Raw genomic sequence first — 24,199 nt, forward strand, 5'->3', positions numbered from 1 at the left:
ACTCCTGTCAGAGCTCGTCGTCAATGAGGTCGGGGTCGAGCTCCTCATAGTCCCCCTCTTCCGCTCCAAAATCAAAGTCCTTGTCAAAATCGTCACTGCTGCCATACGGGAATACTTCTACAACAATCTTCGTTTCCGCCACCAGCTCCACCGCAAATTCCCGCTCGACCCGGATCATTACGCTGCCACCTCCAGAAGACACACTGGCCTCGACGCAACTTGGCTCCTGTGTAGCTTCGGCGGATACTTCCACTGTAGACGCCCGGTGCTTCGGATCAAGATACGAGAGCGGCACATTTTCTACGTACGACACCGTTTCCTTAGCCACATCGGTCTGCGAGTTTTTATCGTATGAGTACCAAATATTGATATCATACGTCCCGATGACCTCAATGCCGTCTCCAGCCGCCACAGCTTCATACTGGTGGTTAATAATCCATGCCCCCAAAATACTGGTCGGATTATTCGGCGGAGTTACGGTATGGGTTACGGTAGAGAATCTGCGACCTTTACCACAGATCGCTTTGGTAATAATCTCTCTACGATTTTTATGACTTAATGCCATTCTTGAACCTCCTCCATACAATCAATCATTCCATACATATGTATGCAGGTTGTGGGCGAATGTTGAGTGAATAGGCGAAAAGGAAAAAATATTATTTGTATAAGCATATGCCGCCATGGCTTGAACTCATGCACGCCAATGTGTTACATGCTGCTCAACGATCTGTAAAAATTCGCTGAGAGCTGGCGATTTCCACTTCTTCGTATGATAAGCGACCTGAGTAGCCACCTGCTGTTCACTGTCATCCCAGGCTAGACGTGCCATTTTCCCTTCTCGCAGCTCATTTTGTACCGTAACCAGCGGAAGCAGCGCAATACCCAGTCCAGCCATGACGCATTGTTTGATGGCTTCTATGCTCCAAAATTCCAGACTAGGGTCTGCAAAAATACCGTGTTTGTTCAAATACTGCTCAAAAAGGATTCGGTACGTACATCCAGCCTCCGTATGCAAAATGGTTTCGTCCTTCAAGTCGGCAGGCTCTACCTGAGTATAGGCAACCAGCGAATGCTTCAGTGGAGCAACCAGCGCCATCGGCTCATGAATAAGCGTGGTGATATTCAGTTCCCTATCCTCCGTCTCAGGTTGAAGCAAAAAAGCCAAATCCAATTCACCGGAACGGATCAAATCACGTAATTCCCAGCATTCGCCGGGTTTAAGTACAATTTTAACCTTTGGGTACCGCTCCCTGTACTCACGGATCAGACTCGGCAAACGAAAAGCAGCCAGAGACTCTGGTGCTCCTATTTTTAGCGTTCCTGCTAATTCTGTTTCTGAACGAAGCGCATCCTTGGCCATAGCATGCATCTTGGAAATTTCCTGCGCATAGGGCAGCAGGCGTCGTCCGGCATCGGTCAGCATAATTTTCTTGCCAATGCGATCAAACAGCGGCGTACCCAATTCCGTCTCCAGTGTTTGAATTTGAGCAGTAATACTTGACTGTGCATAATCCAGTATACGCGCTGCTCGCGTAAAACTGCCTGCCTCCACTACATTTATAAAGGTAAACAAATGCCGCGATTCCATAATCCGCTCCTTCAATCGATTTTTCCGATGCAAGCAATCGTAATATTCCGTTTTTCCGATAGATTGATTATCTGATAAGCTGGAGAAAATAACAAGAGAAAGAAGGCTTTTCTGCATGACGAATGAAAATAAACTTCAATCCACTATTGGTCTTCCACAGGCCATTGCGCTCTATATCGGAGCTGTATTGGGTTCGGGGGTATTGATTGTGCCTGGTCTTGCCGCCCAAATGGCGGGTCCAGCATCGTTGCTGGCATGGGGATTCATGACCCTGCTCATTCTGCCAATGGCGCTTTCCATGGGACTTCTATCCGCGAAATTCCCAAATGCGGGAGGGGTATCGCATTTTGTGACGTTGGCCTTTTCCCCACGTGCTGGTGCTTATATCGGGTGGTTTTTTCTCATGTCGGTTCCAATTGGGGCCCCTGTTGCCGCACTTACCGGAGCCGGCTATATGACCGCAGCTATGGGCTGGGGAGAGGAAAGCCGCATAATGTTGGCCGCTGCCATGCTGGCGGTGGGCCTGGTCATCAACTGGATTGGTATGAAGGTAGCCGGACGTATTCAGATTGCCGTCGTTATAGCCATCGTTGCCGTCCTGATATTCGCTATTGCCGCAGCACTCCCTCAGATGAAAACTATTCACTTCACGCCGTTTGTTCCACATGGCTGGCTTTCTGTCGGCCAAGCAGCTGCGATTCTGTTCTGGTGCTTTATCGGCTGGGAGGCTGTGTCCCATATGTCAGAGGAATTTACCAATCCCGAGCGGTCTGCCGTTAGAGGTGTGACCATTGCAGCCGTCATTGTAGGTTTGCTTTATTTCCTTACTGCGCTTGCTACGGTAGGCACACAAAGTTACCTTGCAGGGGGTTCGGATGCTTCGCTCATATGGGTGATTAGTCGGGCTATCGGGCCATGGGGTGCGATCATTGCGGGCTTGACGGGGATCTTTATTTGTACCGCTACTATTATTGCTTACGTGGGTGCCGCTTCACGAGTCGCTTATGCTTTATCTCGACAAGGACAGGCCTTTCGCTGGATGGGCGTGTTATCCCAACGCTTCTATACCCCCATCGGGGGCATTGCTTTTCTTAGCGTCTGCTTCGTGATCATTATGGTGTTGTACAGTAGCGGTGCTGTTTCACTCACCAACCTGATCCAATTGCCGAACGCTACCTTCATTCTGACCTATCTAGGGGGTTGTGCAGCAGGAATCAAGCTCCTACGTGGGAGTCGTTGGGGAGTTTCCATTAGTTGGATTTCCTTCATTTCCACGGCAGTTGTTTTCCCCTTTGTCGGGTGGGCCATGCTTTACCCTTGCCTGATCACCGTTGTCTTGTGGATCACAGATCGAATTCGGCATAAACGGACTTTCACTCATCCGAATTCTGCCGTTACTGAACAAGAAAAGGCTACTGTCCGTCGTGGATAGTAGCCGCTCAAGGTCCTTACTCTAATTTTTCACCGGAGTAGGGGCCTTGTCCTTTTTAGCGATTTTCAAATACTGGTGAAGCTCATGTGTAAGCTGCAATAATGCTGAACGAATCTCAAATTCCTCCCGAGTTGCGGGAAGCTCCATGGCTTTAAATTCTTCACGAACCTGCTCCAACAGCTTCTCGGTCTGTCCTGTATAATGTCCAGCCAAAACGTCGTTGCTAAGCTGGTCGAACAGCTCGGCCAGAAGCTTGGCCTGCGGCATGTGCTGATACATTTGTGCGATCAACTGCATCATGTTTTGAATCGAATCCAGCTGTTCTTTGCGCATATAAAAATACACATTCCAGCCTTCTTGGGGACGAAGCATTTGATTTTCCAATGAACGACCCGCCTCAGTGACCCCTTTGGTGATCACGCTGTCCGCTTCAATAACTTCCTTGCCATCCCATATGTATGCCGGACTACGCAGCGTGTTGGCCATATTTCTGAATATAACAGAAAATGTCCGATCCACCTCCTGCCGGATTTGTTGCATTGTATTATCAGAACGCGGCATATAAGCTAGATTGACAACCATCGCAGAACCCAGCCCAATCACCAGCAGAGCCAGCTGGGTCAGCAGTACCTCCATATCAATCACACCGCCGCTGAATACTCGGAAAACCACGACCGAACCCGTGACAATGCCTTCCTTAAAGCCCACCCGTACAATGACCGGAAACGCCGTTAAAATATATAATGCAAGCACCCAATCATGGAATCCGAATACCACAAACAAAACACAAGCAAAAAGAAGTCCCACGACGGATGCAAAAAATCTCGCCGAAATGGTGCGGAGACTTCTCTTGCGTGTGACATCCACCCCCAAAATTGCTAAAAGCCCTGCCGAGGTGGCTCCGTGAATGCCTACTCCCTCCGCAATAAGTACGGCCATTAATGCGGCAATAGCCGTTTTAATCGTACGAAAGCCCATGAAAAAATTCTGTCCCCTCTAGATGAAATCTGTTTTCTCATTTTCATAAATATTAAGTATTTCATTTTCATGGTACTTTATTTTCACGTTTTGCACAAATATTCAGAAATTTAATAATTACCGATGAGGGCGACCTGAAAGCAAGCGGTGCTCCACATACACAACTGCCTGGTACATCAATGTAGCTACGACAGCAATGATCAACAGACTGGACATGACCAGTGTGAAATTGAACACCTGAAAACCATAAATGATCAAATAACCTAAGCCATTTTTAGCAACCAAAAATTCACCAACAATCACGCCAACCCATGCCATGCCGACATTCACTTTCAGCGTAGAGACAATTGCGGGAAAGGAGGCAGGCAAAATCACCTTTTGAAACGTATCCCGGCGTGTTCCTCCAAACGTGCGAACCACTTTGACCAAATTGGGATCGACTTCCTGAAAACTGTTGTATACCACAAGGGTCGTAATGATAACCGTAATGGAGAGGGTTGTCATCAGAATCGCGGTAAAACCAGCCCCAAACATGACGATAAATATTGGCCCTAGCGCTACCTTGGGCATACTGTTAAACACAACCATATATGGATCAAGTACCCTTGATAAAAACGGCGACCACCAAATAAGTACCGCGAGCAATGTGCCGAGCAGAGTACCGAGCAAAAAACCTGCCATCGTTTCTCCAACAGTGACACCTACATGTCCCCATAATTCCCCGCTGACCGCATCCTTGCCAATCTGAGTGAAAATTTTGCTAGGATAGCTAAACAACAATACATCAATCCACTTCAAACGACCTGCAATTTCCCACAATACAAATAAAAGCAGCAAAATAGCTATCTGCACACCTGTTACTAACCACTGTTGCATACGCCTGTTACGCAAATACGTCTGATGCAGTCCTTGAATCCAACGTTGCTCAGGCTGATCAGCTTCGTTCTTCATACGTTAACTCACTCCTTTGCTCCCGAAGCCTCCAGTTCCCGCCATATTTCATGAAATAGCTCATTAAAGCCCGGCTGTTCGCGCGCATAAAAAGGCTGCGCTTCCCGAATGGAATCCGGAATCTCGAAAGTACGCCGGATATGACCAGGATTTCGCCCCATCACTATAACCCGATCACTGACTGCAATGGCCTCGGCCAAATCGTGCGTGACTAAAATCGCCGTTTTCTTTCGTTCGCGCAAGGTTTGCACAACGAGGTCCTCCAGTTGCAGCTTAGTTTGATAATCCAGCGCGGAGAACGGCTCATCCAGTAGCAGCAATCCCGGATTCGTCGCCAGCGTCCGTACCAGCGCCACACGCTGGCGCATTCCTCCAGACAACTGGGATGGATGCAAATGCTCCTTTCCTCCCAAACCCATACCTTCCAGCAATAATCGCGTCCGCTCACGCGCAGCTTCATCTACTCTGTTGCTTAGTTCCAGACCTAACAATGCGTTATCCATGATCGTCCGCCACGGGAAAAGATAATCCTGCTGCAACATGTAACCGACCTCAGGACTCGGGCCACTTACCGGCTGACCTTGCAACATAACTTGACCTGCCGCTGGACGCAGCAGCCCGGCGATCATGGACAGGATCGTCGTTTTTCCGCAGCCGCTTGGACCGACTAAACTGACAAATTCCCCTGTATTTACGGAAAAATCGATATTCTCAACCGCCAATGAAGCTTCCCGATCTGTTACGTATACATGGGTCACTTGCTCCATTCTCACCATCGGGATCATCACATCCGCAGTGAGACCACTCTGTTCCTCCGTCATGGTGAACCTCCTGCATCCACAGCTGTATCCGTAGCTTCGGTTGTGCTCTTTTTCACATCTGTTTCAGTATTCCCGATAGAGTTGGAGGAGATCGCCTGTTTTGCAAAACTTGGGTTTACCAGCTTATCTAGTGCAACCGGGCTTTTCAGCTCACCTGCCGAAGCCATGACATCCTGTAAATTATTCCATTCCTTTTCCTCAATCATCGGGTTCATTGCATAGGTACCCTGTTCCTTATAGCGCTTGATACTACTCGTCAAAACAGCTAATTCTGTATCCTTAAAATAAGGTGTAATAGCTTCGGTGATCTGTTCAGGTGAATGCGCAGCAATCCACTGCTGTGCCCGATATATGGCATTTGTAAATTTCTGAGCGGCTTCGCTATTGGTGTTTAGATAGCTTTGCTTCGCCATATATACCGTATACGGCAACTCGCCACTCTCTACGCCGATAGAGGCAACTACCCGACCTCGACCTTCCTTTTCAAAAATAGACGCCTGTGGCTCAAACAGCTGCACATAATCCCCTGTACCCGAACCAAAAGCAGAGGCGACATTGGCAAAATCAATATTTTGAATCAGCTTCAGATCCTTATGCGGATCAATGCCGTGTTTGCGAAGCGTAAATTCAAGTGACATTTGTGGCATTCCGCCCTTGCGTTGTCCCAAAAAACTTTGTTGTTTCAGCTTTTCCCAGTCAAAGCTATCCTTTGTTTGCCGAGCAAACAAAAAGGTTCCGTCCTTCTGTGTCAGCTGAGCGAAATTAATGATAGGGTCCTCTGCTCCTTGCTGATACACATAAATAGATGTTTCCGCGCCGATCAGCGCGATATCTGCCTGATTGGACAACAACGCCGTCATCGCCTTGTCTCCGCCAGGGATCGTAGCCAGTTGGACATCCAGTCCCTCCTGAGCAAACATCCCCTGGCTCAAGGCTACATACTGCGGCGCATAAAAGACCGTACGGGCTACCTCGCCAAGTCTGATCTCAATCGTCTGCCCCCCCTTGGGGGCACACCCACTGAGCAACAGTAATCCGAGTAGTGCCGCAGCCACCACTGCTTTGCAACGAGCGCCGTAATTCATCCTTGTTCCCTCCCCACCTTTACATCGTTGACTTCATATATTGTTATGCGGCTGACGTTATAATGGTTAACTGTATACAAAAACCCCGCATTTGCCTATGAATGCGAGGTTTTTGTGTGCGATTGTATAAGAGCTCTAAATCAGAGCTTGTATATGGATGTATATTTATCTTCCAGATAGTCGGCGAGATAATCAGGATTCAGATCCTCACCCGTAATGGCTACAATCAACTCAGACGGCGTCCGGCTCTTGCCGTAACGGTAAATCCGTTCAGTCAGCCATTGCTTGATCGGCTCCAGCTCACCAGCAGCAATCAGCTCATCCAGGTTCGGCAGCTCCTTACGCAGAGTCGCCAAAATCTGGGCTGCATACATATTGCCAAGTGAGTAAGAAGCAAAATAGCCAAAATCACCACCGGACCAGTGAACGTCTTGAAGTACGCCCAGCCCGTCGTTCGGGGGTAGAAGCCCCAGGTATTCTTTATATTTTGCATTCCACACTTCGGGGAGACGCTTTACATCCAGCTTTTCATTAAACAGCATTTTCTCAATTTCATAGCGGACAATGATATGTAAATTATATGTCAGCTCATCCGCTTCAATACGAATCAATGAATTTTCCACGCGGTTGACTGCCCGGTAAAATTGCTCTGCCGTGACCTTCTCCAAACGATCAGGAAAATGCTTTTGCAGATCATCGTAATACCGATCCCAGAAAGCACGACTGCGTCCGATTTTATTTTCCCACAAGCGGGACTGGGATTCATGAATCCCCATAGAGGTTCCTCCGGACAGTAGTGATCCTGCCAGCTCAGGAGCAATGTTTTGTTCGTACAGTGCATGGCCTCCTTCATGCAGCGAGCTGAAAATAGCACTGGTTACATCATCTTGCAAATAGTGTGTTGTTATACGCACATCACCTGGATTTAATCCTGTCGCAAAAGGATGCACACTCTCATCCAAACGACCTGCATCAAAGTCATAACCCATCTGCCCTAAAATGAACAGACTGAACTTTTCCTGCTGCTTCACATCAAATACCCCGTCTAAAAAGCTCTTATCCGGCTGGTTGGGTGAAGCCTGAATTTTAGACAAAAGGGGTACAAGGCGCTTTTTGAGTCGATCAAAGACAGCATCCAGCTTTTTAACCGTCATCCCTGGCTCATATTGATCCAAAAGTGTGTCGTACTCTGTATCCTTAACACCCCAGTAGCCGATAAACTCACGCTTCATGTCTACGATTTTAGACAAGTACGGTTCGAATCCAGCAAAGTCGCTGTGTTCCTTTGCTTCCTCCCACTTGCTTTCTGCCTGAGCCGCTAAAATGCTATACTCCCGGTAGCGGTCTGCTGGGACTGAACGATTCAAGTCATAATTTTTGCGACATTCCTCTACCAATCTGCGATCATTGTCCTCCAGTTGCTCCAGCTTGTCTTTTGCGGCAAAAAATTGCAGCAACTGCCCCATTTCATCTGAGATCATCAGCTTGAACATTTCCGTGGACAGCATCCCCAACGTCTCGGACCGAATGTCAACTCCCTTGCGTGGAGCTCCTGTCCGTAAATCCCAGTGCAGCAAGCCGACTGCTTCGCCATAACTGCTGATTTTGTGTGAGATTTCCTTTAAAGCCGTCCATTGATCCAACGTCTGTTGCTCCATAATTAGGGTCACCTCTTTAACTTAAAATGGTTAAAACTTTACAACTACCTATACTTGATGATACTTATATTAAAAAGTATAATCAACACACAACATGTACGACCAACTCCTAATACCTGGATCAACGTTGGGCAGTACATATTGCACTTTATTAGAATCTGGAGGGAACTATCGTGGATCACATCCAAGAAATTTTAGAGTACAATCGTGTTTTCGTAGAAAACAAAGAATACGAGGCCTATAGAACGGGCAAGTTCCCTAACAAAAAAATGGTCATCATAACCTGTATGGATACGCGGCTAACGGAATTGCTCCCCAAAGCCATGAACCTGCGTAACGGGGATGTCAAAATTATTAAAAATGCGGGTGCCATTATTTCACAGCCTTTTGGAAGTGTAATGCGCAGTGTGCTAGTCGCTTTATATGAGCTGGGAGCAGACGAAGTACTCGTTATAGGTCATTATGAATGCGGCATGGCTGCACTAAACGCTGATCATATGGTTAATGAGATGCTGGAACGTGGAATTTCGCAGGAAGTGCTAAGTACATTAGAAAATTCAGGTATTAAGTTAAATAAATGGTTGAAGGGTTTTGACAACATTGAAGAAGGGGTACAGACTACAGTGAAGCTTATTAAAAACCACCCCCTTCTCCCTCCCAATACGCCCGTTCATGGTATGGTAATACATCCGGATACAGGCGCGTTAACCCTTGTTGTTGATGGGAATAACCAGTAAACAGAATCCTTATCCTCAAAAGTTATCAGGGTAGTTCAGGCGCGTATATACGTGCTTAAACTACCCTGTTTCTATGAAAAAAAGCACATATACATACCGAATGTCCCCAGCCAATTTTGGCTAACCTGTGAACGACTGGTGTGAAAGTTGTCAAACCATACAGTTTCAGTGTACACTTTTTATGGAGCCGCAGATTACCTGCCGCAGAGCTGTTACAACCGTTACTTTGATGGATGAAGGAGATAAGATATATGAATTTACTATCGTATGGTCTGTTGGGACTTCTCGCCAGAGAGGAATCCTCCGGCTATGATCTGATGCTGCGTATTCAGCCTTTTTGGCAGGCCAAGCACAGCCAGATCTATCCGCTACTGGCCCGTATGGAGAGCAAGGAACTGCTAGCCTCCCGATGGATTCAGCAGTCCGACAAGCCTGATAAAAAGATGTATACCATTACGGACAAGGGAATCCATATGCTTCAGCAATGGTCTCAGGAAACGTTAGCTGCTCCGGTTACACGGGATGAATTAAGCCTTCGACTATTCTGTCTCTGGTTGACGGACAAAACTAGCGCCAATCGTATGCTAGAGGAACGCAAACGTTATTTTATTCAGAAAATCCGTCATCTAGAGGATATACTGAACGACATTCCCGCAGAAAATTTACACTTTGGCAGTAAGAATTTCGGTGACTATATTCTAGTACAAAAAGGGCTTATGAATGCCAAAGCAGGCCTGGAATGGTGCCAAATGGTGCTGCGCATGCTGCTTGCCGGTGATGTCAGAGCGGACACTAATCCGTTTTTACTTAAACCCTAAAGCAAAATGCTTTTATCAATCCATGCATGGGATTTATGTACGTTATCGTTTAATTTTTTAAAATTTAAAATTCTTTGAAACCCTTTTCCATACTATATCGTATTACGGGTAAGCGGTTGTTTGACCTATAACACAAATTACTAGGGGGATTATATTTACATGAAAAAGACATTCACTTTGAAAAATATGATGATGCTGATGATGGCTTTCACCCTACTCATTGCTATGATCGCACCATCTACAGCTGATGCAAGGCGTGGTGGCGGATTTAAATCCGGACCAAAATCATACCAATCTACACCAAGCAAGGCGAATGACAGCAGCGGCATCAATAAGTCTGATAGCGGAACTAAATCTAGTGCGGCTACGGGCAACACAAGCAGAACCGGTGGGTTCCTCGGTGGCGGTGGCGGGTTCCTCAAAGGTATGATGCTGGGCGGCTTGGCAGGTATGCTTTTCGGCGGATTGTTCGGCAACATGGGTGCATTGGGCAGCTTACTTGGCCTGGCCGTTAACGTTCTAGCTATTTATGTCCTGATTATGGTTGGTGTAGGGATCTACCGAGCTATCAAAAATCGCCGTAGACCCGATGATTCTCGTGGAGGACGTTACTAAGTTATGATTTTAAGCATGGATGAGATTGTCAATGCCATTTGCCTGCATATGGCTGAACGCAAGGGCGTACGACCGACCGATGTGGTTGTGGAGCTAAGCTGGGAAGAGGATACAGGCTATACAGCCGAAGTTCATGTCCAGGGACGCAGTCAATATCTGGTGGAAGCCAATATGATTGAAGCCATTCTGAGATATCTTCATTCCGAATACAATATTCGTGCCTATCGCGAGCAGGTCAGATTGGATCTGGATGAAGAAATTACCGCTATTGTCCAAACTTAATTAAATTGCATAGGACCGTCGTACAAACTTGTTTCAAAACAAAAGAACCGCTCTTTGCCTGGTGGCAAGGGCGGTTCTTTTTCTGCTCTTTTCTCTCTAATAGATCGTCATGGTTGTACGCGGCACCCTTTCAAGCAAACCACTACCATACATTTCCCGAAATGGCTGCTCTTCCATATGGATATAACCGATATAACAGCCACATTCTTTCATCCGGCACGGACGCTGGGCGCTCAGCCCCTCCAGACCGTCTCTGTACAGGTGCCCAATCACACGTCGATCCTGATAGCAGTGTTTTACTCGCCCGTCACCTTGGACGTAGAATACATCTGCTCCCGCGCGACATGCTCTCCCCTGGCTGCTATAATCCTTTAAATTCCATTGAAAATAGGGATCTATCTCAGTTAATTCGGTAACCTCGGCATCCGTATAATAATGTGGTCGGTCCTTGTAGGCGTTGATCCACATATAAACTTCTTTTGGAAGTTGCGCCCGCAAGGAACGAATAGCCGGGAACGCCTGTCTCAATCCAACTGTACCGACACTATAGGAAATGCCAAGTTCATATAGCTTCATCGCCTGCGATATAAAAGCTTGCTCTTTGGTTTCTCCAGGATGATAAGTAGCCCACAGCGCAGCCGTATCTGGATTTAGTTCGTTTGTCCAATCCAGCTTAGCCGATAGATTCGTCTGTACCGCCACTTTTTCCACATGCGCCATATGAGAAAACTCAATCATAGCCTTACGATACCAGGAATGAATCAAGGCTTCTCCGTACGGATTAAAAAAAATGGAGAGCTGGTGCCCCAAAGCACCCTGCTCCCGTACCCAATCAGCAAAACCCTCCAACTGCGCCCGATCCTTGTTCAACGTTTCCCGACTATCGACGTTTTTACTGAATGGGCAGTAAGGGCAAGCATAGTTGCACGAGGTCAACGAACCACGATAATATAAGGTCGATCTCATGCGCCTACATATCCTTCCATACGCTCGCGTACTGATGTGGAGATCATCCAGTCTCCAATCGCATCGGAATAGGCCATTCCTTCCTCCGTAAGTCGAAGCGTGCCCTCCTCGACCACAGCCATACCCGATTCCAGTAGCAGCGACATTCCTGTAAAATCGTCTTCCAGGGATACACCAAAGCGCTCTGCATAGGCACATAGCTCCAAACCTTCCCGATGAAGAAGCGCCTTCAGGATAAAGCGCCGCTTACGCTCATCCGCATTTAAAATAAAGCCGTAGTCAGCCAGATCATGACGCTCCGCCGCCACATAATCCGCGATAATACTACGTGTAGCTGCTGTACTGACACCATACCGGCTGGCATAGTGTACATCGCGTGTATAAGAGCGTGCACCACACCCCAATCCAGCCATGCTCTCCTCCTGGCAACTGTAGGGTAAAAGCTCTTTGCTAGATGTACCCTCATTTTTAGCAAAACGGCGCATGGAATATTGTACATATCCTGCCTGTTTGAGTCGTTCGCGCGCTACTTCATACAAGCTGAGGCGAATATCATGATCCAGCCCAGTATAGCCAGGCTTTAAAATCGTATTTTCACGAATGTATAACGGGTAAAGAAAAATCTCTCCTGGCGAATAGGACAGGGCTTCCTCGAGAGAATACAGCCAGGTTTCCACCGTTTGACCAGGCAGACCATAGATCAGATCCACGTTGAGCAAAGGAAAATTGTATTCTACCAGCCGCTCAAGTGCATCTCTAACAAGCTTGGGCTTCTGAGGTCGGTATATGGCGGCACTTTCTGATTCCACAAAGCTCTGGATTCCCATGCTGACACGATCTGTACCGCGGCGCTTGAGCACCTCCAGCCTATCCTCAGTTACAGTATCGGGAGAGGTTTCGACTGAAATAGAAGCTCGCTTGGGGTCCAATCCCATAATATTTTCTGCAATGTCAAATAAACGCTCCACCAAAGGAGCCTCCAATAAGGTCGGCGTACCACCGCCAATCGCAAAACGCGAAAAAGGCCGACCGCCCATAATTGGGGCCCATTGCCGAGCTTGTCTTTCTAGCGCATCCACATACTCCTTGTGCACATCCTGGCGCTTATCCGGTAAAGTGAACAGGTTACAAAATCCACAGCGAGCTGCGCAAAACGGTATATGCATATACAAAAAATAGCTTTCCAACTCTTCTTTCTCCCACAATTCCTGCAATGAGAGCGGTGTATCGAACGAACGATAGGCCGTTTTATGCGGGTAAGAGTACAGATAGGAGCGATAGGGAGCTTCTCGGATCGTACGTGCCCATTCTACAGGAGTATCCGGCCACTGAAATCTAGTCGTTACTAATTTTGTGTCCATTCCTGGAGAAGTTTGGGTTGCTGCGCCTATCGGATGTAGGTGATTCAGATTCATGGCTTTCATTTCTGCTCCTTCCTCGCGCTGGATTGGATTCTTGATCATTTATCAGTGCAAACTACTTTTCTTTTTGTCCTACAGTATAAAATCGCGGTAAGGCACATTCCACACTACCTCATGCGCCAGACGATGCCCTTCGTAGCCGTCTTCGCCATAAGCTGTACCATGATCGGAAAAAGCCATGCAAAACGTCTTGCCACGCTTACGCAAAGCATCAAACAAGCGTCCAAGTTCACCATCCACATACCGCAAAGCTGCTCGTTGAGACTCTACTGAATCTTTTGAAGAGCCCTTTACAAAATAATGATTAGGCCCATGGATTGCTGATACATTCAGAAACAAAAACAAGCGCTGTGCAGGGTCTGCCTTTTCCAACAGCTTCAAGGCATGATTCACCTGATGCTCTGTTGAACGAGGGTTGGTAACGCCAAAGTTCATGCGCCAGTAGCTCTCTTGAAAATATCCGGGCAGCACCTTGGCCAGCTTGTTCTTCTTCGTGAAAAAAATAACGCCACCGATACAGATCGTCCGATAGCCCTCGTTCTCCAGCCCGGACACAATGTCCGGAGCATCGAACAGCCAGGTATGTGGATGCGTTCGCAATCCCGTATCCTTTGTGTGAAACAGCCTGATATGTGAAGCCTTATCTGTATTGGCCGGAGTCGGTAAAAATCCGCCAAAAAAAGCATGGTGTGCAGCATATGTAAAGCTCCCTGGTGTATGGCGCTTTTCCCACGACCCGGAGCCGCATAAATTCGAGCAGTTTTCTTCCTCCAGCTTGGCTACGTCATAACGCAGGGTATCCAGTGTAATCATGACAATATCATGAGAGCCGACAATTTGATTCATATCAGTCATTATCTGTCTTTCCTTTCCAAAACTACGCTCCTATTAGCAAGGTGCAGCATTTCCCATTCATATGGATTCCAACCCTGATACTCAACCCGATACAGTAAATCACCGAACGGATTAACATCCAATACATAGGGACGACCACCGTGAGCCGGAACGAGCACATCCAGTCCAGCAACCATAGATGACGGAAAAACCCTCATGGCGGCTTTTGCAGTATGCTGGACCGATTCTACCGTATTCTGTGGTAGTCCGGCTTCCTCTAGCGAGAGTCGCTCATTACGCAAATGTAGATTTGTAATGGGGCTGTGACTCAAACGTAAAACCGCATGACAAGCTTCTGATTCACACACGAGTTGACGCACATCATAAACACGTCCGTTCAGGATCGCTTTGGGAATCCAGCGTTCCACATGTACCCCTTCCAAACATAGCCAGTTAAGGATGGCATGAATGTCCTGCTTGTCTGTATAACGACGCAATCGTCCGGCATTATAATACACACGCTGTCCGTGTATGATCTCTGTTCCAATCGTAGTTACCGCCAGCTCTGCATGTGTCTGGGGATGTACCTGATATGCCATAACACCAGAAGCACCTGACCCGCAAAATATTTTCACAAATACGCGGTGAAACCCACTCTCTTTCATAGCTGTATGCAGATCGACAGCATCACGAAATGCACCGCCTGAAGCTGTAAGCACAGGCGGGACCCTGATGTCTGCCTGGTCTAATACGGCGCTACAACGCCGTTTGTCAAACATGACGGCTACTTCCGCAGGATCGTTCATCCAGCGCGACGAAGGCCAGAGCCGATCTACTTCATGCCGCAGCCAAGCCAGCAGACGGCAATAGCCCCGGAACCATTGCGCCGGGTGCCAAATGCGACCATGCTGCTCCTGCAAACGGCGCGCTTCTGCCGCCAGTATACCTGTGCCATGTGCCCATTCCGGCCATGGCAACAAAGAATCGTCTCCCTCGGCATCCGGGGCGCCCAGAGCAATCAATTCCCGCTCTACCTCAAAGTTTTCGCCCGGTGCATCCAGACGTAGCAATGGACCTCTGTCCACCCGCCCTGCCATTAATTGATCAATGCTCTCTTGCACATGGACACTGCCATTCACGCTATCTTGCGCAGCTTGTGCAGCTATCCTGACCATCAGTTCGCGCAGACTGTGCTTCTCTCGAATGGCCCCCAACACATCTGTATAGGAAACCTCCAGAGCTGGCGGAAGCATTAATCTGCTTCGTGCTTCCTGCAGCCCCGTAGTTCGACGATTCCCCGAATTACCGAACAAGATAAACGGCTCGTTGACATTACTATCCCACATCTTCATCATAGAGCCGCCTCACTTTTATTCTTTTTAATTTTAAATTCAATCCGTTTTAGAAAATCCATTGGAACAAATTACTCTGTCAGTGATGGATAGCGCCAATCATCTTCTTCATCTGCTTCTTGTTGATCCTCTACGTTCACAGATAAACCTGAGCTTTTCCAGCGTTCCATCATTTCACTAGACATATAATGATAGCTCAAATCCAGATGTTTTAGCCCTTTTATACTTTCACTAGCCAGCAGCGCTTCTGCACCTTGATCAGACAATGTACCTTGTGAGAGATCTAGCACTTCCAGTTGTCCAATCACAGGGGCATTAGCAGCAGCAATGGCAATTTCATCCTGTATCTCACTGTCTTTGAGTCCCAAGTATGTAAGTTTGGGAAAAGGATTGCTGTCCAAAAACGGTAAAATATCTTCCAGTTTACCGTCAAAACCATAATCCTCGACACCCAAATACAGCTCCAGCTTGCGCAGTTCAGGCAGTTCGGCATTAATGATTTGCTGAAGAACGCTCACAGGTAGACCGCCACAAATAATAACCAATTCTTGAAGATGATTATGGCGAAGTGGTTCCAAGCTCAGATCCTGGCTTCCTTTAATATGTAAGGATTCAAGCTTTGGAAACGCTTCTAACAGCGGCGACAGATTCGTTTGGTTAATCCATGATACCTCACACTCATCATATTCCATATCACCAATAAACAGCTTGCGCACCTTAGGAAATTGATCTTTCAGCTTCACTAACACCGGTATAAAATCATCTGGTGAGTTTTCATAGGCGCCTCCCCAATCTCCGATGATCAGATCCGTAACTTGGGCACTCTCCGGCTTGGCTGCCAGTTCCTCAATAGATTTAGCCATCGTTTGGCCATTATCATAAGCTTCATAATCTACAACCAATTTCACTTCCATCTCACAATTCCTCCGATCGCTTGTCTGAGATCTCGTAAACTATCTATTTCCAATTTAGTCTATCCTATTCTACCAATGTTCGTCAAAAAAAGTCCCAGATCGACATTAATCCTATGTAAAATGTGCAAATGAAATAAAAACAAGACAGCCCACTTACGGGCTGCCTTGGGATGTATCCATAATAAATTTCTACTATTATAAAGAACGCAAGTTTAGAACCAAGTTATTGGGTAATTGTAATCGGTGAGTTATCGGACAGCAATGCCAGATTATTCACGATCACATTCTCTTCCTTGCTCAAGCCACTGGTAATGAGTGTTTGTGAACCTGTCGTTTGAACAGTCTTCACTTCCTTGCGTTTCGCATGGTCGCCGTTTACCACATATACATATTCTTTACCTTGATCCTTTTGCACTGCCGCAGTAGGAACAACAATACCTTCTTGCGCATTGGCAGCGACAAAGCTGATATCAGCCAACATGCCGGATTTCAGTTTCATATCTGGATTGGCTACTGAGATTTTTACAGGATAGCCTTTTCCGCTTGCATCCAACGGGCTTACATTTTTGACTGTACCTGTTGTTACAATGTTGGAAGCTGCAACACGAACCTGTACCTTGTCACCTACTTTTACATTGTTGATCTGTTCCGCAGGGACATAGATCAATGTATTGACCGTACTCAGGTTAGCAATGACAAGCGCAGGAGACTGAGCGGATACCATTTCGCCCACTTCTGCATTTTTCGTACCCACAATACCGTTGATCGGTGATGTAACAACGGTGTCATCCAATGCATCCTGAGCAATGTTTACATTCAGTTGTGCCTGCTTAAGAGATTGTTGGCTAGACTCAATGCCAGCCGTATTTTGAGATACTTTAAGTTGATTTTGCGCATTGCTGTAGCCGCTGTTGGCATTACTGTAGCTATTTTTTGCTGACTCATAGCTGTTGCGGGCTGTAGTTAGGGCCTTTTGAGCCGCTATCAATTGATCTTTTGCATTAGCCTGCGCATTTTGTGCATTATTATAAGCCGCTTCCGCATTCACAACTGCGGTTTTTGCTTGTTCTAATTGTGCTTGGGTGCTCGCACCAGCATCAAACAGACTTTGTGTACGGGTTACATTCTTTTGTGCATCTGCCAATGCTTGCTGTGTTTGTTTCACCGTATTGGCTGCCGAGGAGACACTATGTGTCGCTTGTTCTACGGCTGTAGTTGCTTGATTAATAGCTCCCTGAGCCTGATTGATTGCACTTTGGGATTGAATCACACCGCTTTTGGACTGCACTAAGCCCGAAGTTGCTTGAACCATCGTTGATTCATGGGATGCTTGAGCGGTGCTTACGCCTGCTGCTGCTGCTGCGGCGGCGGCACGGGCTTTTGCAACATTGTTACGCATATCCTTATCGTCAAGCTTGAATAGTACTTGACCCTTTTTAACCTCAGAACCAATATCCACAGGCAGCTCAACCACTTTACCGCCTACTTTAGGCACAATATTGACTGTTTCCGAAGGAGTTACCGTACCTGTATAAATATTGCCCTGTCCGATAATCCCCTGCTGTGCTTGACTAATTTTAACCGGTACGACCATGTCCTGAGCCGCTCCGCTATTACTGGAGCAGCCTGCCAGCACTGCGCCGCCGAGGACTAAAGCCGCTAATGTACTTTCTACTCTCAATATTTTCATGATAATTCCCTTTCTTTCTGTCCGTGGAAATAATGTAAGCCATCCAGTCGATATTTTTGTATTTCTCTTTTTTAAGCTTCCGGCTGTGTCTTTGCTTTCTTCCTCTGAATAAACAAAAAGATGAGTGGAATCGTGCAAAACAGCGGTATAGATGAAATGAGGAACGTATCCCCAATTCCTCTCGATGTAGCATCCAGTGTGATTAAACTACTTATGGATGACATCCATGAGCTACCCAATGTCGCTTGTAGCGTATGAGCCGAGTCTTGTGTAATGGACTCCGAAATTTGCTGGGCATGGGCAGCTGAACGGCTTTGCATAATGGCGGTCAGTACCGCAATCGCCATAGATGCAGCCACGGTACGTACCAGATTGGACGCTGTAGACGCATTGGCTACCTTGCTCGGATGAACAGCATTCATGCCGACCGTGGACAATGGCATCATGCAAATACCAATTCCCAGACCCCGTAATGCCATTACGGTTTCCAACCAGGCATGCGAAGTATCTGGCGTAAGCTGATGAAGATGATAGGTCATAAAGCTGGTTAACGTCAGGCCCACAAGTCCCAAAGGCACAATGCCGAACTTATCGAACAGCTTCCCGGCAATAGGCATCATCGCCGCCATGGCAATGGCCTGTGGAATGAGGATAATACCAGTATCAATCGGTGACACGCGCTGAATATTTTGCAAAAACAACGGTGTTAGGAACGTTCCTCCGTACATCCCCATCATGACCAGACTGGAGGCGATAACACTAATCGTATATTTTGAATTCTTGAATAATGAAATTTCAATTACAGCATTATCCTTGCCGCTTTCTACATAGATGAGAAAGACAAGTGCCCAGAAAGAAATAAACAGCAGAGATACAATCCCAAAAGAAGTCCAGCCATCACGCTGGCCGTTTGTCAGTGCGTACAAGAGTGTTCCTGCACAGGTTGCCGCCAGTAAAAATCCTGGCAGATCAAACGGTTTCGGCGTAACCTTAGGCGGCTCCTTGATGAGAAGGATGACCATTAAAATGGCAAATAAAGCAACCGGCAGACTGACAATAAACAAGAAACGCCAGTTAAACCATTCAATTAAGTAGCCACTCAGCGTAGGCCCTACAGCTGGTGCGGCCATTGCAGCGATACCCCATATACCAAGGGACATCCCGATTTGTTCACGCGGCATAATTTTGTAAATAATCGTCATACTCAGCGGCATAATGACACCGCCGCCCAGACCAGCCAATACACGCGCTGCAATCAGGGAAGAATCACTCCATGCAAAAATACATATTCCTGTCCCCAGCGAGAACACGCTGAGCGCAAGAATCAAAAACTTTTTGTATCCGATACGCTGCTCCATATATCCGGTAATCGGGACGATTACGCCGGATGCAAGCGTGTAACCTGTAATAACCCACTGAATACGTGTCGTCGTTGACCCTAAATCCGTCGTCAATCGTGGAATGGCGACATTGATCAGACTGTTGTTCAGAATGGCGACAAAGGCGCCTAAAACGATAGCAAAAAAGGCAAGCCAGCGTTCTTTGGAAGAATCTGTCGAAGGAGCAGCAGCAGTTTCATTGGCAGCCACATGGACCCCTCCTTTTTAAGATGTATGAATTTTTACTTCCACGTTCGTTCCAGGGATAAGCTTCATGTCCTTCGGCTTGTTCACAGCAATTTCTACAGGTACACGTTGAGTCACCTTATTAAAGTTACCACTTGTGTTCACAGCAGGAACGAGCGAAAACACTGCATTGGAAGCTTCGCCCACTTTACGAACCTTACCCTGAATGACCTGATCGCCTGCTGCATCAAGCGTAATGTCAACAAGCTGTCCTGGTTTAATACGGTTAATATCGGTTTCTTCAATATTCGTGGATACATACAGGTTGTTCATATCAACCATAGTCGCTACAGCACTACCCGGTGTTCCAATTTCATGTTCTTTCGAATAAATCTTAATAACAGTTCCGTTAATCGGCGCACGCAGCACAGACTTGCTAATCATGCTTGCATCCAGTCCTGATACATCCTGTTCGGCAATCGGTTCATTGCGTTGCAGCACATCGCCTTCTTCAACATCAATGTGGCTAATCTCACCGGAAATTTGCGGCATCACCTTATACTGATCGGCTTGAATGCGCGCATCGTCACTTTTAACAAAGTGTGTTGCCTGATACCAATAATAGTAGCCAATAGCTCCACCACTCAGAATGAGCAGCACGATGAGAATCGGCAATACAGTTTTCTTACTCACTTGTTCCACCCCTGTTGTCCAAAAAATTTTTATTATTCAACGCTAATATTTTAAAATTGAAATATTAGGGCATTAAACCAAATCTAGAGCATAAATAAACACATGGCAGCAAGCCATGCACAAGACAGGACTTATTTATGTACGTAGGACAAGCTGATCCATAGTCCACAAACCGTCTTTATTATATTTAAATATTTTCATATAACTATTGTACATTGAAATATTATAGATATATTTATCTATTCAGGCAATATAAATTTTCAGTTTTTTCAGAATTTTTTTTCACAAAAAAGAACCTTGTTTCCAAGGCTCTTTCATGAAAAGGGATAGTTTACATTTAAAGGTTCACACAATAAACCTAAGAGAAAAGCGTAGGTCCAAATGACCGATCCCTACAGTTTTTCGCCTCTCGCTCTTCCTTTTTGTCCTTATTCGCTCTGTTCTGCTGAGAACCTTGCTGCCCCATACATCCCCTACAACGACAGCGTTCTGCCATCCCATGCATATCCTCTCTGGAGTCTTTTAATAGTCGTACGTAATCCATAGATTGCTGTAAAGAAGCCGAACCAGGAAGAAAACGAACCTTCTTGCCTTCTAGCAGACAGTATACTTCGATAAGCTGAGGGAGAGCTCCAAATGCATAATAACAAAATACATTTGTTAAATGTTGAAAAGTACTAATAACGTTAGGGTTGTAGTCCACCATATACTTTTGAATCAGTAATGAATCCGCTTGTTCTGATTGTTGCCAGGCAGCCTGAATAATCAGCGAAATGTCGACCTCCAACTCAGGCACCGCTGTACAAAATTGTTCATACAACATCACAGGCACCAATAAGTCATTATTTAAGGCACATATTTTTGACAACTCGCCTGACACTTTATTTTTGACATCCCAGTAATGGAACAAGGATTCAAAACTGTTCGACTGCTTAGGCCACCACTTCTCCAGCACATACTGGACAGGGACTTCTCGCCGTACCTCTACTTCCATTCCAAAGTATTCGTTCAGCGCATGCCCTATCGCATACTGAACCCTTTGCCGCCAATTCCAACCCTCACGCCCTCGTTTTCTCTGTGATTGACGGATTGGCTGCGGAGTTCTCCACATCTCCTCAAGCTGATAGTCGTGCAGAAGAGGAAAGCCGCTTAAGCTATCGCTATTGCGCATACCTATCCCTCACTCTCTTCTCAGGACACTCCAATACCAGCCTGCGCAAATTGTCTTCCGTAAGCCCGGCAATTCTCCTTCTCATCATCGAGTGGATTGAATTCAATCTTCAGACTCTCCTGAATGACCGATGCGCCGCGTTCTTTGACTTTTTCCTCTACTAAGTCCACTGCGCCACAGAATTGTGTATAAGATGTATCTCCACTGCCAAATACAGCAGTCTTTTTACCAGACAGATCAAGCTCGTCTAGTTCCTCGTAAAAATCTAAAAATTCATCAGGAAGCTCACCATCTCCCCATGTATATACACCCAACAGGAATCCGTCATATGCAAGCAATTCTTGCGCGCTGCAATCATACGAAGCCTTCAACTCCGCCTCATGCCCTGCCTGACGAACACCCTCGGCGATCAATTCCGCGATTTCCTCTGTATTACCGGTCATGCTAGCATAAGCAATCATGATTTTACCCAAGTTCATCCCTCACCTTTATTTGAAATATGGGATGCTTTCATTCCCTATTACTCAAATAATATTTGATAATGATTCTCATTGTCAAATATTAATTTCAATTATCAACTGTATTTTGGTAAACATATACGCAAAAAAGTCGCATTATATGCGACTGTTCACAATTAAAATCTATAGATAGATGCGAAAATATTATGTACGTACAACATAATACACCTTTCATAAATAGAATGAAAATCGAATAGTTGTACGTACAAGTGGGATTGATTTCATTTTAATATGGAAGCGCTCTAATTACAAGTACATCCGAAAAAAATATTTTTGCTCTGTCTAACTACTTACTTATTCATGGAATCATTCGATTGTTGCTAAGGTTTGTTGTACAATAGACTCCATATGGGGATTTTACGCAGCTTACTGCCTAAATCCTGAATTGACTGCTGAAGGATGGATTGTACATGTATGTAGCACAAGAGTGGAAAGACTATGAAGTAATGGATACAGGCGGTGGTGAAAAGCTGGAACGTTGGGGCAATATTGTCCTGCGTCGTCCCGATCCGCAAATTATATGGCCTTTGACCCAGGAAACAGCGGAATGGCGGAATGTTCATGGGCATTATCACCGCAGCTCTTCCGGGGGAGGCCAATGGGATATGAAAAAGCCTATTCCCGAGCGCTGGACGATTAGCTATGGACCGCTTAAATTCCACATTAAACCGACCAGCTTCAAGCATACTGGCCTTTTCCCAGAGCAAGCAGCCAACTGGAGCTGGATGATGGATAAAATTAAAGGCGCGGGCAGACCTATTTCCGTACTGAACCTGTTTGCATACACAGGAGGGGCCACGACTGCCGCAGCGTATGCCGGAGCCAGTGTAGTTCACGTGGATGCCGCCAAAGGTATGGTGCAATGGGCAAAGGAAAACGTTCAATTGTCCGGTCTGGCTGACCGTCCGGTGCGCTTCATTACAGACGACGTGTTCAAGTTCGTGCAACGGGAACAACGTCGAGGCAACCGTTATGATGCCATTATTATGGACCCTCCTTCTTACGGACGTGGACCTAATGGAGAAACCTGGAAGCTTGAAGAAAGCTTATATCCGTTCCTTGAATCCTGCATGAGCATCATTTCAGATCAACCCTTGTTTATGCTGATCAACTCCTACACGACGGGTATTTCACCTACTGTATTGCGTAACATGCTGAGCATGACGATGCAACAAAAGTATGGGGGCCAAATTAGCGCTGGTGAAATCGGATTGCCGATCACACGCTCAGGATTGAATTTGCCTTGTGGTATTCTCGGACGCTGGGAGGCTTAATTCCTCTTATGAATCAAGATGAACTTACTCGGCAAGAGCATGCACAGCCGAATATTCCCGTACTATATGAGGACAACCATGTCCTGGCGGTTGTAAAGCCTGTCAATGTTCCGACACAGGAGGATGCCAGCGGTGATCCCGATCTGCTGTCTTTACTCAAGGAAGATTTGAAAATCAGACACAATAAGCCTGGTAACGTCTTTTTAGGTTTAGTTCACAGGCTAGATCGGCCTGTAGGCGGAGCCATGATTTTTGCTAAGACGTCCAAAGCTGCTTCTCGCCTGTCAGAGTCGGTTCGAAGTCGTCATTTTCACAAGCTGTATACAGCTGTTCTGAATGGCGTTCCTGCGGCTCTTCAAGGCCGGCTAACCCATTACCTGCTAAAGGACAGCCGTACCAACACGGTCAAAACGGTTCGACCCGGCACGGCCGGTGCCAAGGAAGCCATTTTGGAATACCGCGTTATCGGACAGGCTGCTGGACTCAGTCTTGTGGAAATTAAGCTACACACCGGACGCTCGCACCAAATTCGCGTACAGATGCAGGCAATCGGCTGTCCCCTCTATGGGGACCAAAAATATGGCGGTAATCTGAGCCGTCCTGGTCAACAGCTGGCCCTCTGGTCCTTGCTCGCTGGAGCACCGCATCCGGTCAGCAAGGAAGCGATGAGCTTCCACTCACTGCCTCCCGTCCAATTTCCTTGGAGTGAGTGGCCCTTATCGCTTTATGAGAAGATGATTACGTCGGAAAATTGAGCAGACTTACTACAAAGAACCCGCACTGCATGTAAACAAACATGCAATGTGGGTTCTCTTTTTTCACAAAAGCAAATTAAA

The 24,199-nt window shown here is 46.6% G+C and carries 24 protein-coding genes; 7 read left to right on the top strand and 17 right to left on the bottom strand.

Annotated elements, in window-relative coordinates; genetic code table 11:
- Positions 1-7 precede the first annotated feature (7 nt).
- Both EGM68_RS14405 and EGM68_RS14410 read right to left on the bottom strand, forming a co-directional pair.
- Complete coding sequence (locus EGM68_RS14405; protein ID WP_013371552.1) at positions 8-565, bottom strand: outer spore coat protein CotE; 558 nt, start codon at positions 563-565, stop codon at positions 8-10.
- Positions 566-691: 126 nt separating this feature from the next.
- A complete protein-coding gene (locus EGM68_RS14410) occupies positions 692-1,588 on the bottom strand; it encodes a LysR family transcriptional regulator (protein WP_025675099.1) in 897 nt (298 codons plus the stop codon).
- Positions 1,589-1,703: 115 nt separating this feature from the next.
- On the opposite strand from EGM68_RS14410, the gene EGM68_RS14415 reads away from it, so the two are divergent.
- A complete protein-coding gene (locus EGM68_RS14415) occupies positions 1,704-3,020 on the top strand; it encodes an amino acid permease (protein ID WP_058711880.1) in 1,317 nt (438 codons plus the stop codon).
- A 21-nt stretch (positions 3,021-3,041) separates the two neighbouring features.
- On the opposite strand, the gene EGM68_RS14420 is transcribed toward EGM68_RS14415, so the two are convergent.
- The 5 genes from EGM68_RS14420 to EGM68_RS14440 form a co-directional block, all read right to left on the bottom strand.
- Positions 3,042-3,998 carry an aromatic acid exporter family protein gene (locus tag EGM68_RS14420; protein ID WP_013371555.1) on the bottom strand — a complete coding sequence of 319 codons (957 nt, stop codon included), beginning with the start codon at positions 3,996-3,998 and terminating at the stop codon, positions 3,042-3,044.
- A 117-nt stretch (positions 3,999-4,115) separates the two neighbouring features.
- Positions 4,116-4,949, bottom strand: coding sequence for an ABC transporter permease (locus EGM68_RS14425; protein ID WP_013371556.1), 834 nt, complete (start codon positions 4,947-4,949; stop codon positions 4,116-4,118).
- An 8-nt stretch (positions 4,950-4,957) separates the two neighbouring features.
- The gene (locus tag EGM68_RS14430; RefSeq protein ID WP_025675097.1) at positions 4,958-5,770 is read right to left on the bottom strand and encodes an ABC transporter ATP-binding protein; all 813 of its coding nucleotides are present in this window, start codon (positions 5,768-5,770) and stop codon (positions 4,958-4,960) included.
- Entirely contained in the window at positions 5,767-6,855 is a 1,089-nt protein-coding gene (locus EGM68_RS14435; RefSeq protein WP_040103536.1) for an ABC transporter substrate-binding protein, read from the bottom strand. The genes EGM68_RS14430 and EGM68_RS14435 overlap by 4 nt, the downstream gene beginning before the upstream one ends.
- A 140-nt stretch (positions 6,856-6,995) precedes the next feature.
- On the bottom strand, positions 6,996-8,513 hold the full coding sequence (locus EGM68_RS14440) for a carboxypeptidase M32 (protein ID WP_025675095.1): 1,518 nt from the start codon (positions 8,511-8,513) through the stop codon (positions 6,996-6,998).
- 173 nt (positions 8,514-8,686) lie between these two features.
- Here EGM68_RS14440 and EGM68_RS14445 point away from each other — a divergent pair, with 173 nt between their 5' ends.
- From EGM68_RS14445 to EGM68_RS14460, 4 genes are all read left to right on the top strand, one after another.
- On the top strand, positions 8,687-9,250 hold the full coding sequence (locus EGM68_RS14445) for a beta-class carbonic anhydrase (protein ID WP_025675094.1): 564 nt from the start codon (positions 8,687-8,689) through the stop codon (positions 9,248-9,250).
- Positions 9,251-9,501: 251 nt separating this feature from the next.
- The gene (locus EGM68_RS14450) at positions 9,502-10,068 is read left to right on the top strand and encodes a PadR family transcriptional regulator (protein ID WP_013371561.1); all 567 of its coding nucleotides are present in this window, start codon (positions 9,502-9,504) and stop codon (positions 10,066-10,068) included.
- 159 nt (positions 10,069-10,227) lie between these two features.
- Entirely contained in the window at positions 10,228-10,683 is a 456-nt protein-coding gene (locus EGM68_RS14455) for a hypothetical protein (RefSeq protein WP_013371562.1), read from the top strand.
- Positions 10,684-10,686: 3 nt separating this feature from the next.
- Positions 10,687-10,965, top strand: a complete 279-nt coding sequence (locus tag EGM68_RS14460; protein WP_013371563.1) for a YxcD family protein — start codon at positions 10,687-10,689, stop codon at positions 10,963-10,965.
- Positions 10,966-11,061: 96 nt separating this feature from the next.
- Here the strand turns inward: EGM68_RS14460 and EGM68_RS14465 are convergent, their stop codons facing one another.
- The 10 genes from EGM68_RS14465 to EGM68_RS14510 form a co-directional block, all read right to left on the bottom strand.
- Positions 11,062-11,931: an STM4011 family radical SAM protein gene (locus EGM68_RS14465; RefSeq protein ID WP_129549478.1), complete on the bottom strand. Its 870-nt coding sequence runs from the start codon at positions 11,929-11,931 to the stop codon at positions 11,062-11,064.
- Positions 11,928-13,355 carry an STM4012 family radical SAM protein gene (locus EGM68_RS14470; RefSeq protein WP_129549479.1) on the bottom strand — a complete coding sequence of 476 codons (1,428 nt, stop codon included), beginning with the start codon at positions 13,353-13,355 and terminating at the stop codon, positions 11,928-11,930. The genes EGM68_RS14465 and EGM68_RS14470 overlap by 4 nt, the downstream gene beginning before the upstream one ends.
- A gap of 69 nt (positions 13,356-13,424) precedes the next feature.
- Positions 13,425-14,207: an STM4013/SEN3800 family hydrolase gene (locus tag EGM68_RS14475; protein WP_013371566.1), complete on the bottom strand. Its 783-nt coding sequence runs from the start codon at positions 14,205-14,207 to the stop codon at positions 13,425-13,427.
- Positions 14,207-15,541, bottom strand: a complete 1,335-nt coding sequence (locus EGM68_RS14480; RefSeq protein WP_129549480.1) for an STM4014 family protein — start codon at positions 15,539-15,541, stop codon at positions 14,207-14,209. The genes EGM68_RS14475 and EGM68_RS14480 overlap by 1 nt, the downstream gene beginning before the upstream one ends.
- Before the next feature lie 68 nt (positions 15,542-15,609).
- Entirely contained in the window at positions 15,610-16,452 is an 843-nt protein-coding gene (locus EGM68_RS14485; protein WP_129549481.1) for an STM4015 family protein, read from the bottom strand.
- Positions 16,453-16,675: 223 nt separating this feature from the next.
- The gene (locus tag EGM68_RS14490; RefSeq protein ID WP_025676820.1) at positions 16,676-18,142 is read right to left on the bottom strand and encodes an efflux RND transporter periplasmic adaptor subunit; all 1,467 of its coding nucleotides are present in this window, start codon (positions 18,140-18,142) and stop codon (positions 16,676-16,678) included.
- A 71-nt stretch (positions 18,143-18,213) separates the two neighbouring features.
- Entirely contained in the window at positions 18,214-19,731 is a 1,518-nt protein-coding gene (locus EGM68_RS14495) for a DHA2 family efflux MFS transporter permease subunit (RefSeq protein WP_016822117.1), read from the bottom strand.
- Between the two features lie 15 nt (positions 19,732-19,746).
- Positions 19,747-20,400 carry an HlyD family secretion protein gene (locus EGM68_RS14500; RefSeq protein WP_013371571.1) on the bottom strand — a complete coding sequence of 218 codons (654 nt, stop codon included), beginning with the start codon at positions 20,398-20,400 and terminating at the stop codon, positions 19,747-19,749.
- A gap of 358 nt (positions 20,401-20,758) precedes the next feature.
- Positions 20,759-21,571 carry a hypothetical protein gene (locus EGM68_RS14505; RefSeq protein ID WP_129549482.1) on the bottom strand — a complete coding sequence of 271 codons (813 nt, stop codon included), beginning with the start codon at positions 21,569-21,571 and terminating at the stop codon, positions 20,759-20,761.
- 20 nt (positions 21,572-21,591) lie between these two features.
- Positions 21,592-22,050 carry a flavodoxin gene (locus tag EGM68_RS14510; protein WP_016822119.1) on the bottom strand — a complete coding sequence of 153 codons (459 nt, stop codon included), beginning with the start codon at positions 22,048-22,050 and terminating at the stop codon, positions 21,592-21,594.
- A 449-nt stretch (positions 22,051-22,499) separates the two neighbouring features.
- Here EGM68_RS14510 and EGM68_RS14515 point away from each other — a divergent pair, with 449 nt between their 5' ends.
- Together EGM68_RS14515 and EGM68_RS14520 are read left to right on the top strand one after the other, a co-directional pair.
- Positions 22,500-23,363: a class I SAM-dependent methyltransferase gene (locus EGM68_RS14515; protein ID WP_013371574.1), complete on the top strand. Its 864-nt coding sequence runs from the start codon at positions 22,500-22,502 to the stop codon at positions 23,361-23,363.
- An 8-nt stretch (positions 23,364-23,371) separates the two neighbouring features.
- Positions 23,372-24,118 carry an RluA family pseudouridine synthase gene (locus tag EGM68_RS14520; RefSeq protein ID WP_013371575.1) on the top strand — a complete coding sequence of 249 codons (747 nt, stop codon included), beginning with the start codon at positions 23,372-23,374 and terminating at the stop codon, positions 24,116-24,118.
- The last annotated feature ends 81 nt before the right edge of the window (positions 24,119-24,199 follow it).

This window comes from Paenibacillus sp. M-152 (assembly GCF_003856555.1).
Taxonomy (GTDB): domain Bacteria; phylum Bacillota; class Bacilli; order Paenibacillales; family Paenibacillaceae; genus Paenibacillus; species Paenibacillus polymyxa_C.

Coding starts and splice junctions, on each gene's coding strand:
- EGM68_RS14475 (WP_013371566.1), bottom strand. CDS start 14,207: ATGACTGATATGAATCAAATTGTCGGCTCTCATGATATTGTCATGATT.
- EGM68_RS14410 (WP_025675099.1), bottom strand. CDS start 1,588: ATGGAATCGCGGCATTTGTTTACCTTTATAAATGTAGTGGAGGCAGGC.
- EGM68_RS14520 (WP_013371575.1), top strand. CDS start 23,372: ATGAATCAAGATGAACTTACTCGGCAAGAGCATGCACAGCCGAATATT.
- EGM68_RS14505 (WP_129549482.1), bottom strand. CDS start 21,571: ATGCGCAATAGCGATAGCTTAAGCGGCTTTCCTCTTCTGCACGACTAT.
- EGM68_RS14515 (WP_013371574.1), top strand. CDS start 22,500: ATGTATGTAGCACAAGAGTGGAAAGACTATGAAGTAATGGATACAGGC.
- EGM68_RS14485 (WP_129549481.1), bottom strand. CDS start 16,452: ATGGAAGTGAAATTGGTTGTAGATTATGAAGCTTATGATAATGGCCAA.
- EGM68_RS14490 (WP_025676820.1), bottom strand. CDS start 18,142: ATGAAAATATTGAGAGTAGAAAGTACATTAGCGGCTTTAGTCCTCGGC.
- EGM68_RS14440 (WP_025675095.1), bottom strand. CDS start 8,513: ATGGAGCAACAGACGTTGGATCAATGGACGGCTTTAAAGGAAATCTCA.
- EGM68_RS14415 (WP_058711880.1), top strand. CDS start 1,704: ATGACGAATGAAAATAAACTTCAATCCACTATTGGTCTTCCACAGGCC.
- EGM68_RS14450 (WP_013371561.1), top strand. CDS start 9,502: ATGAATTTACTATCGTATGGTCTGTTGGGACTTCTCGCCAGAGAGGAA.
- EGM68_RS14470 (WP_129549479.1), bottom strand. CDS start 13,355: ATGAAAGCCATGAATCTGAATCACCTACATCCGATAGGCGCAGCAACC.
- EGM68_RS14480 (WP_129549480.1), bottom strand. CDS start 15,541: ATGATGAAGATGTGGGATAGTAATGTCAACGAGCCGTTTATCTTGTTC.
- EGM68_RS14420 (WP_013371555.1), bottom strand. CDS start 3,998: ATGGGCTTTCGTACGATTAAAACGGCTATTGCCGCATTAATGGCCGTA.
- EGM68_RS14435 (WP_040103536.1), bottom strand. CDS start 6,855: ATGAATTACGGCGCTCGTTGCAAAGCAGTGGTGGCTGCGGCACTACTC.
- EGM68_RS14460 (WP_013371563.1), top strand. CDS start 10,687: ATGATTTTAAGCATGGATGAGATTGTCAATGCCATTTGCCTGCATATG.
- EGM68_RS14425 (WP_013371556.1), bottom strand. CDS start 4,949: ATGAAGAACGAAGCTGATCAGCCTGAGCAACGTTGGATTCAAGGACTG.
- EGM68_RS14455 (WP_013371562.1), top strand. CDS start 10,228: ATGAAAAAGACATTCACTTTGAAAAATATGATGATGCTGATGATGGCT.
- EGM68_RS14430 (WP_025675097.1), bottom strand. CDS start 5,770: ATGACGGAGGAACAGAGTGGTCTCACTGCGGATGTGATGATCCCGATG.
- EGM68_RS14510 (WP_016822119.1), bottom strand. CDS start 22,050: ATGAACTTGGGTAAAATCATGATTGCTTATGCTAGCATGACCGGTAAT.
- EGM68_RS14465 (WP_129549478.1), bottom strand. CDS start 11,931: ATGAGATCGACCTTATATTATCGTGGTTCGTTGACCTCGTGCAACTAT.
- EGM68_RS14405 (WP_013371552.1), bottom strand. CDS start 565: ATGGCATTAAGTCATAAAAATCGTAGAGAGATTATTACCAAAGCGATC.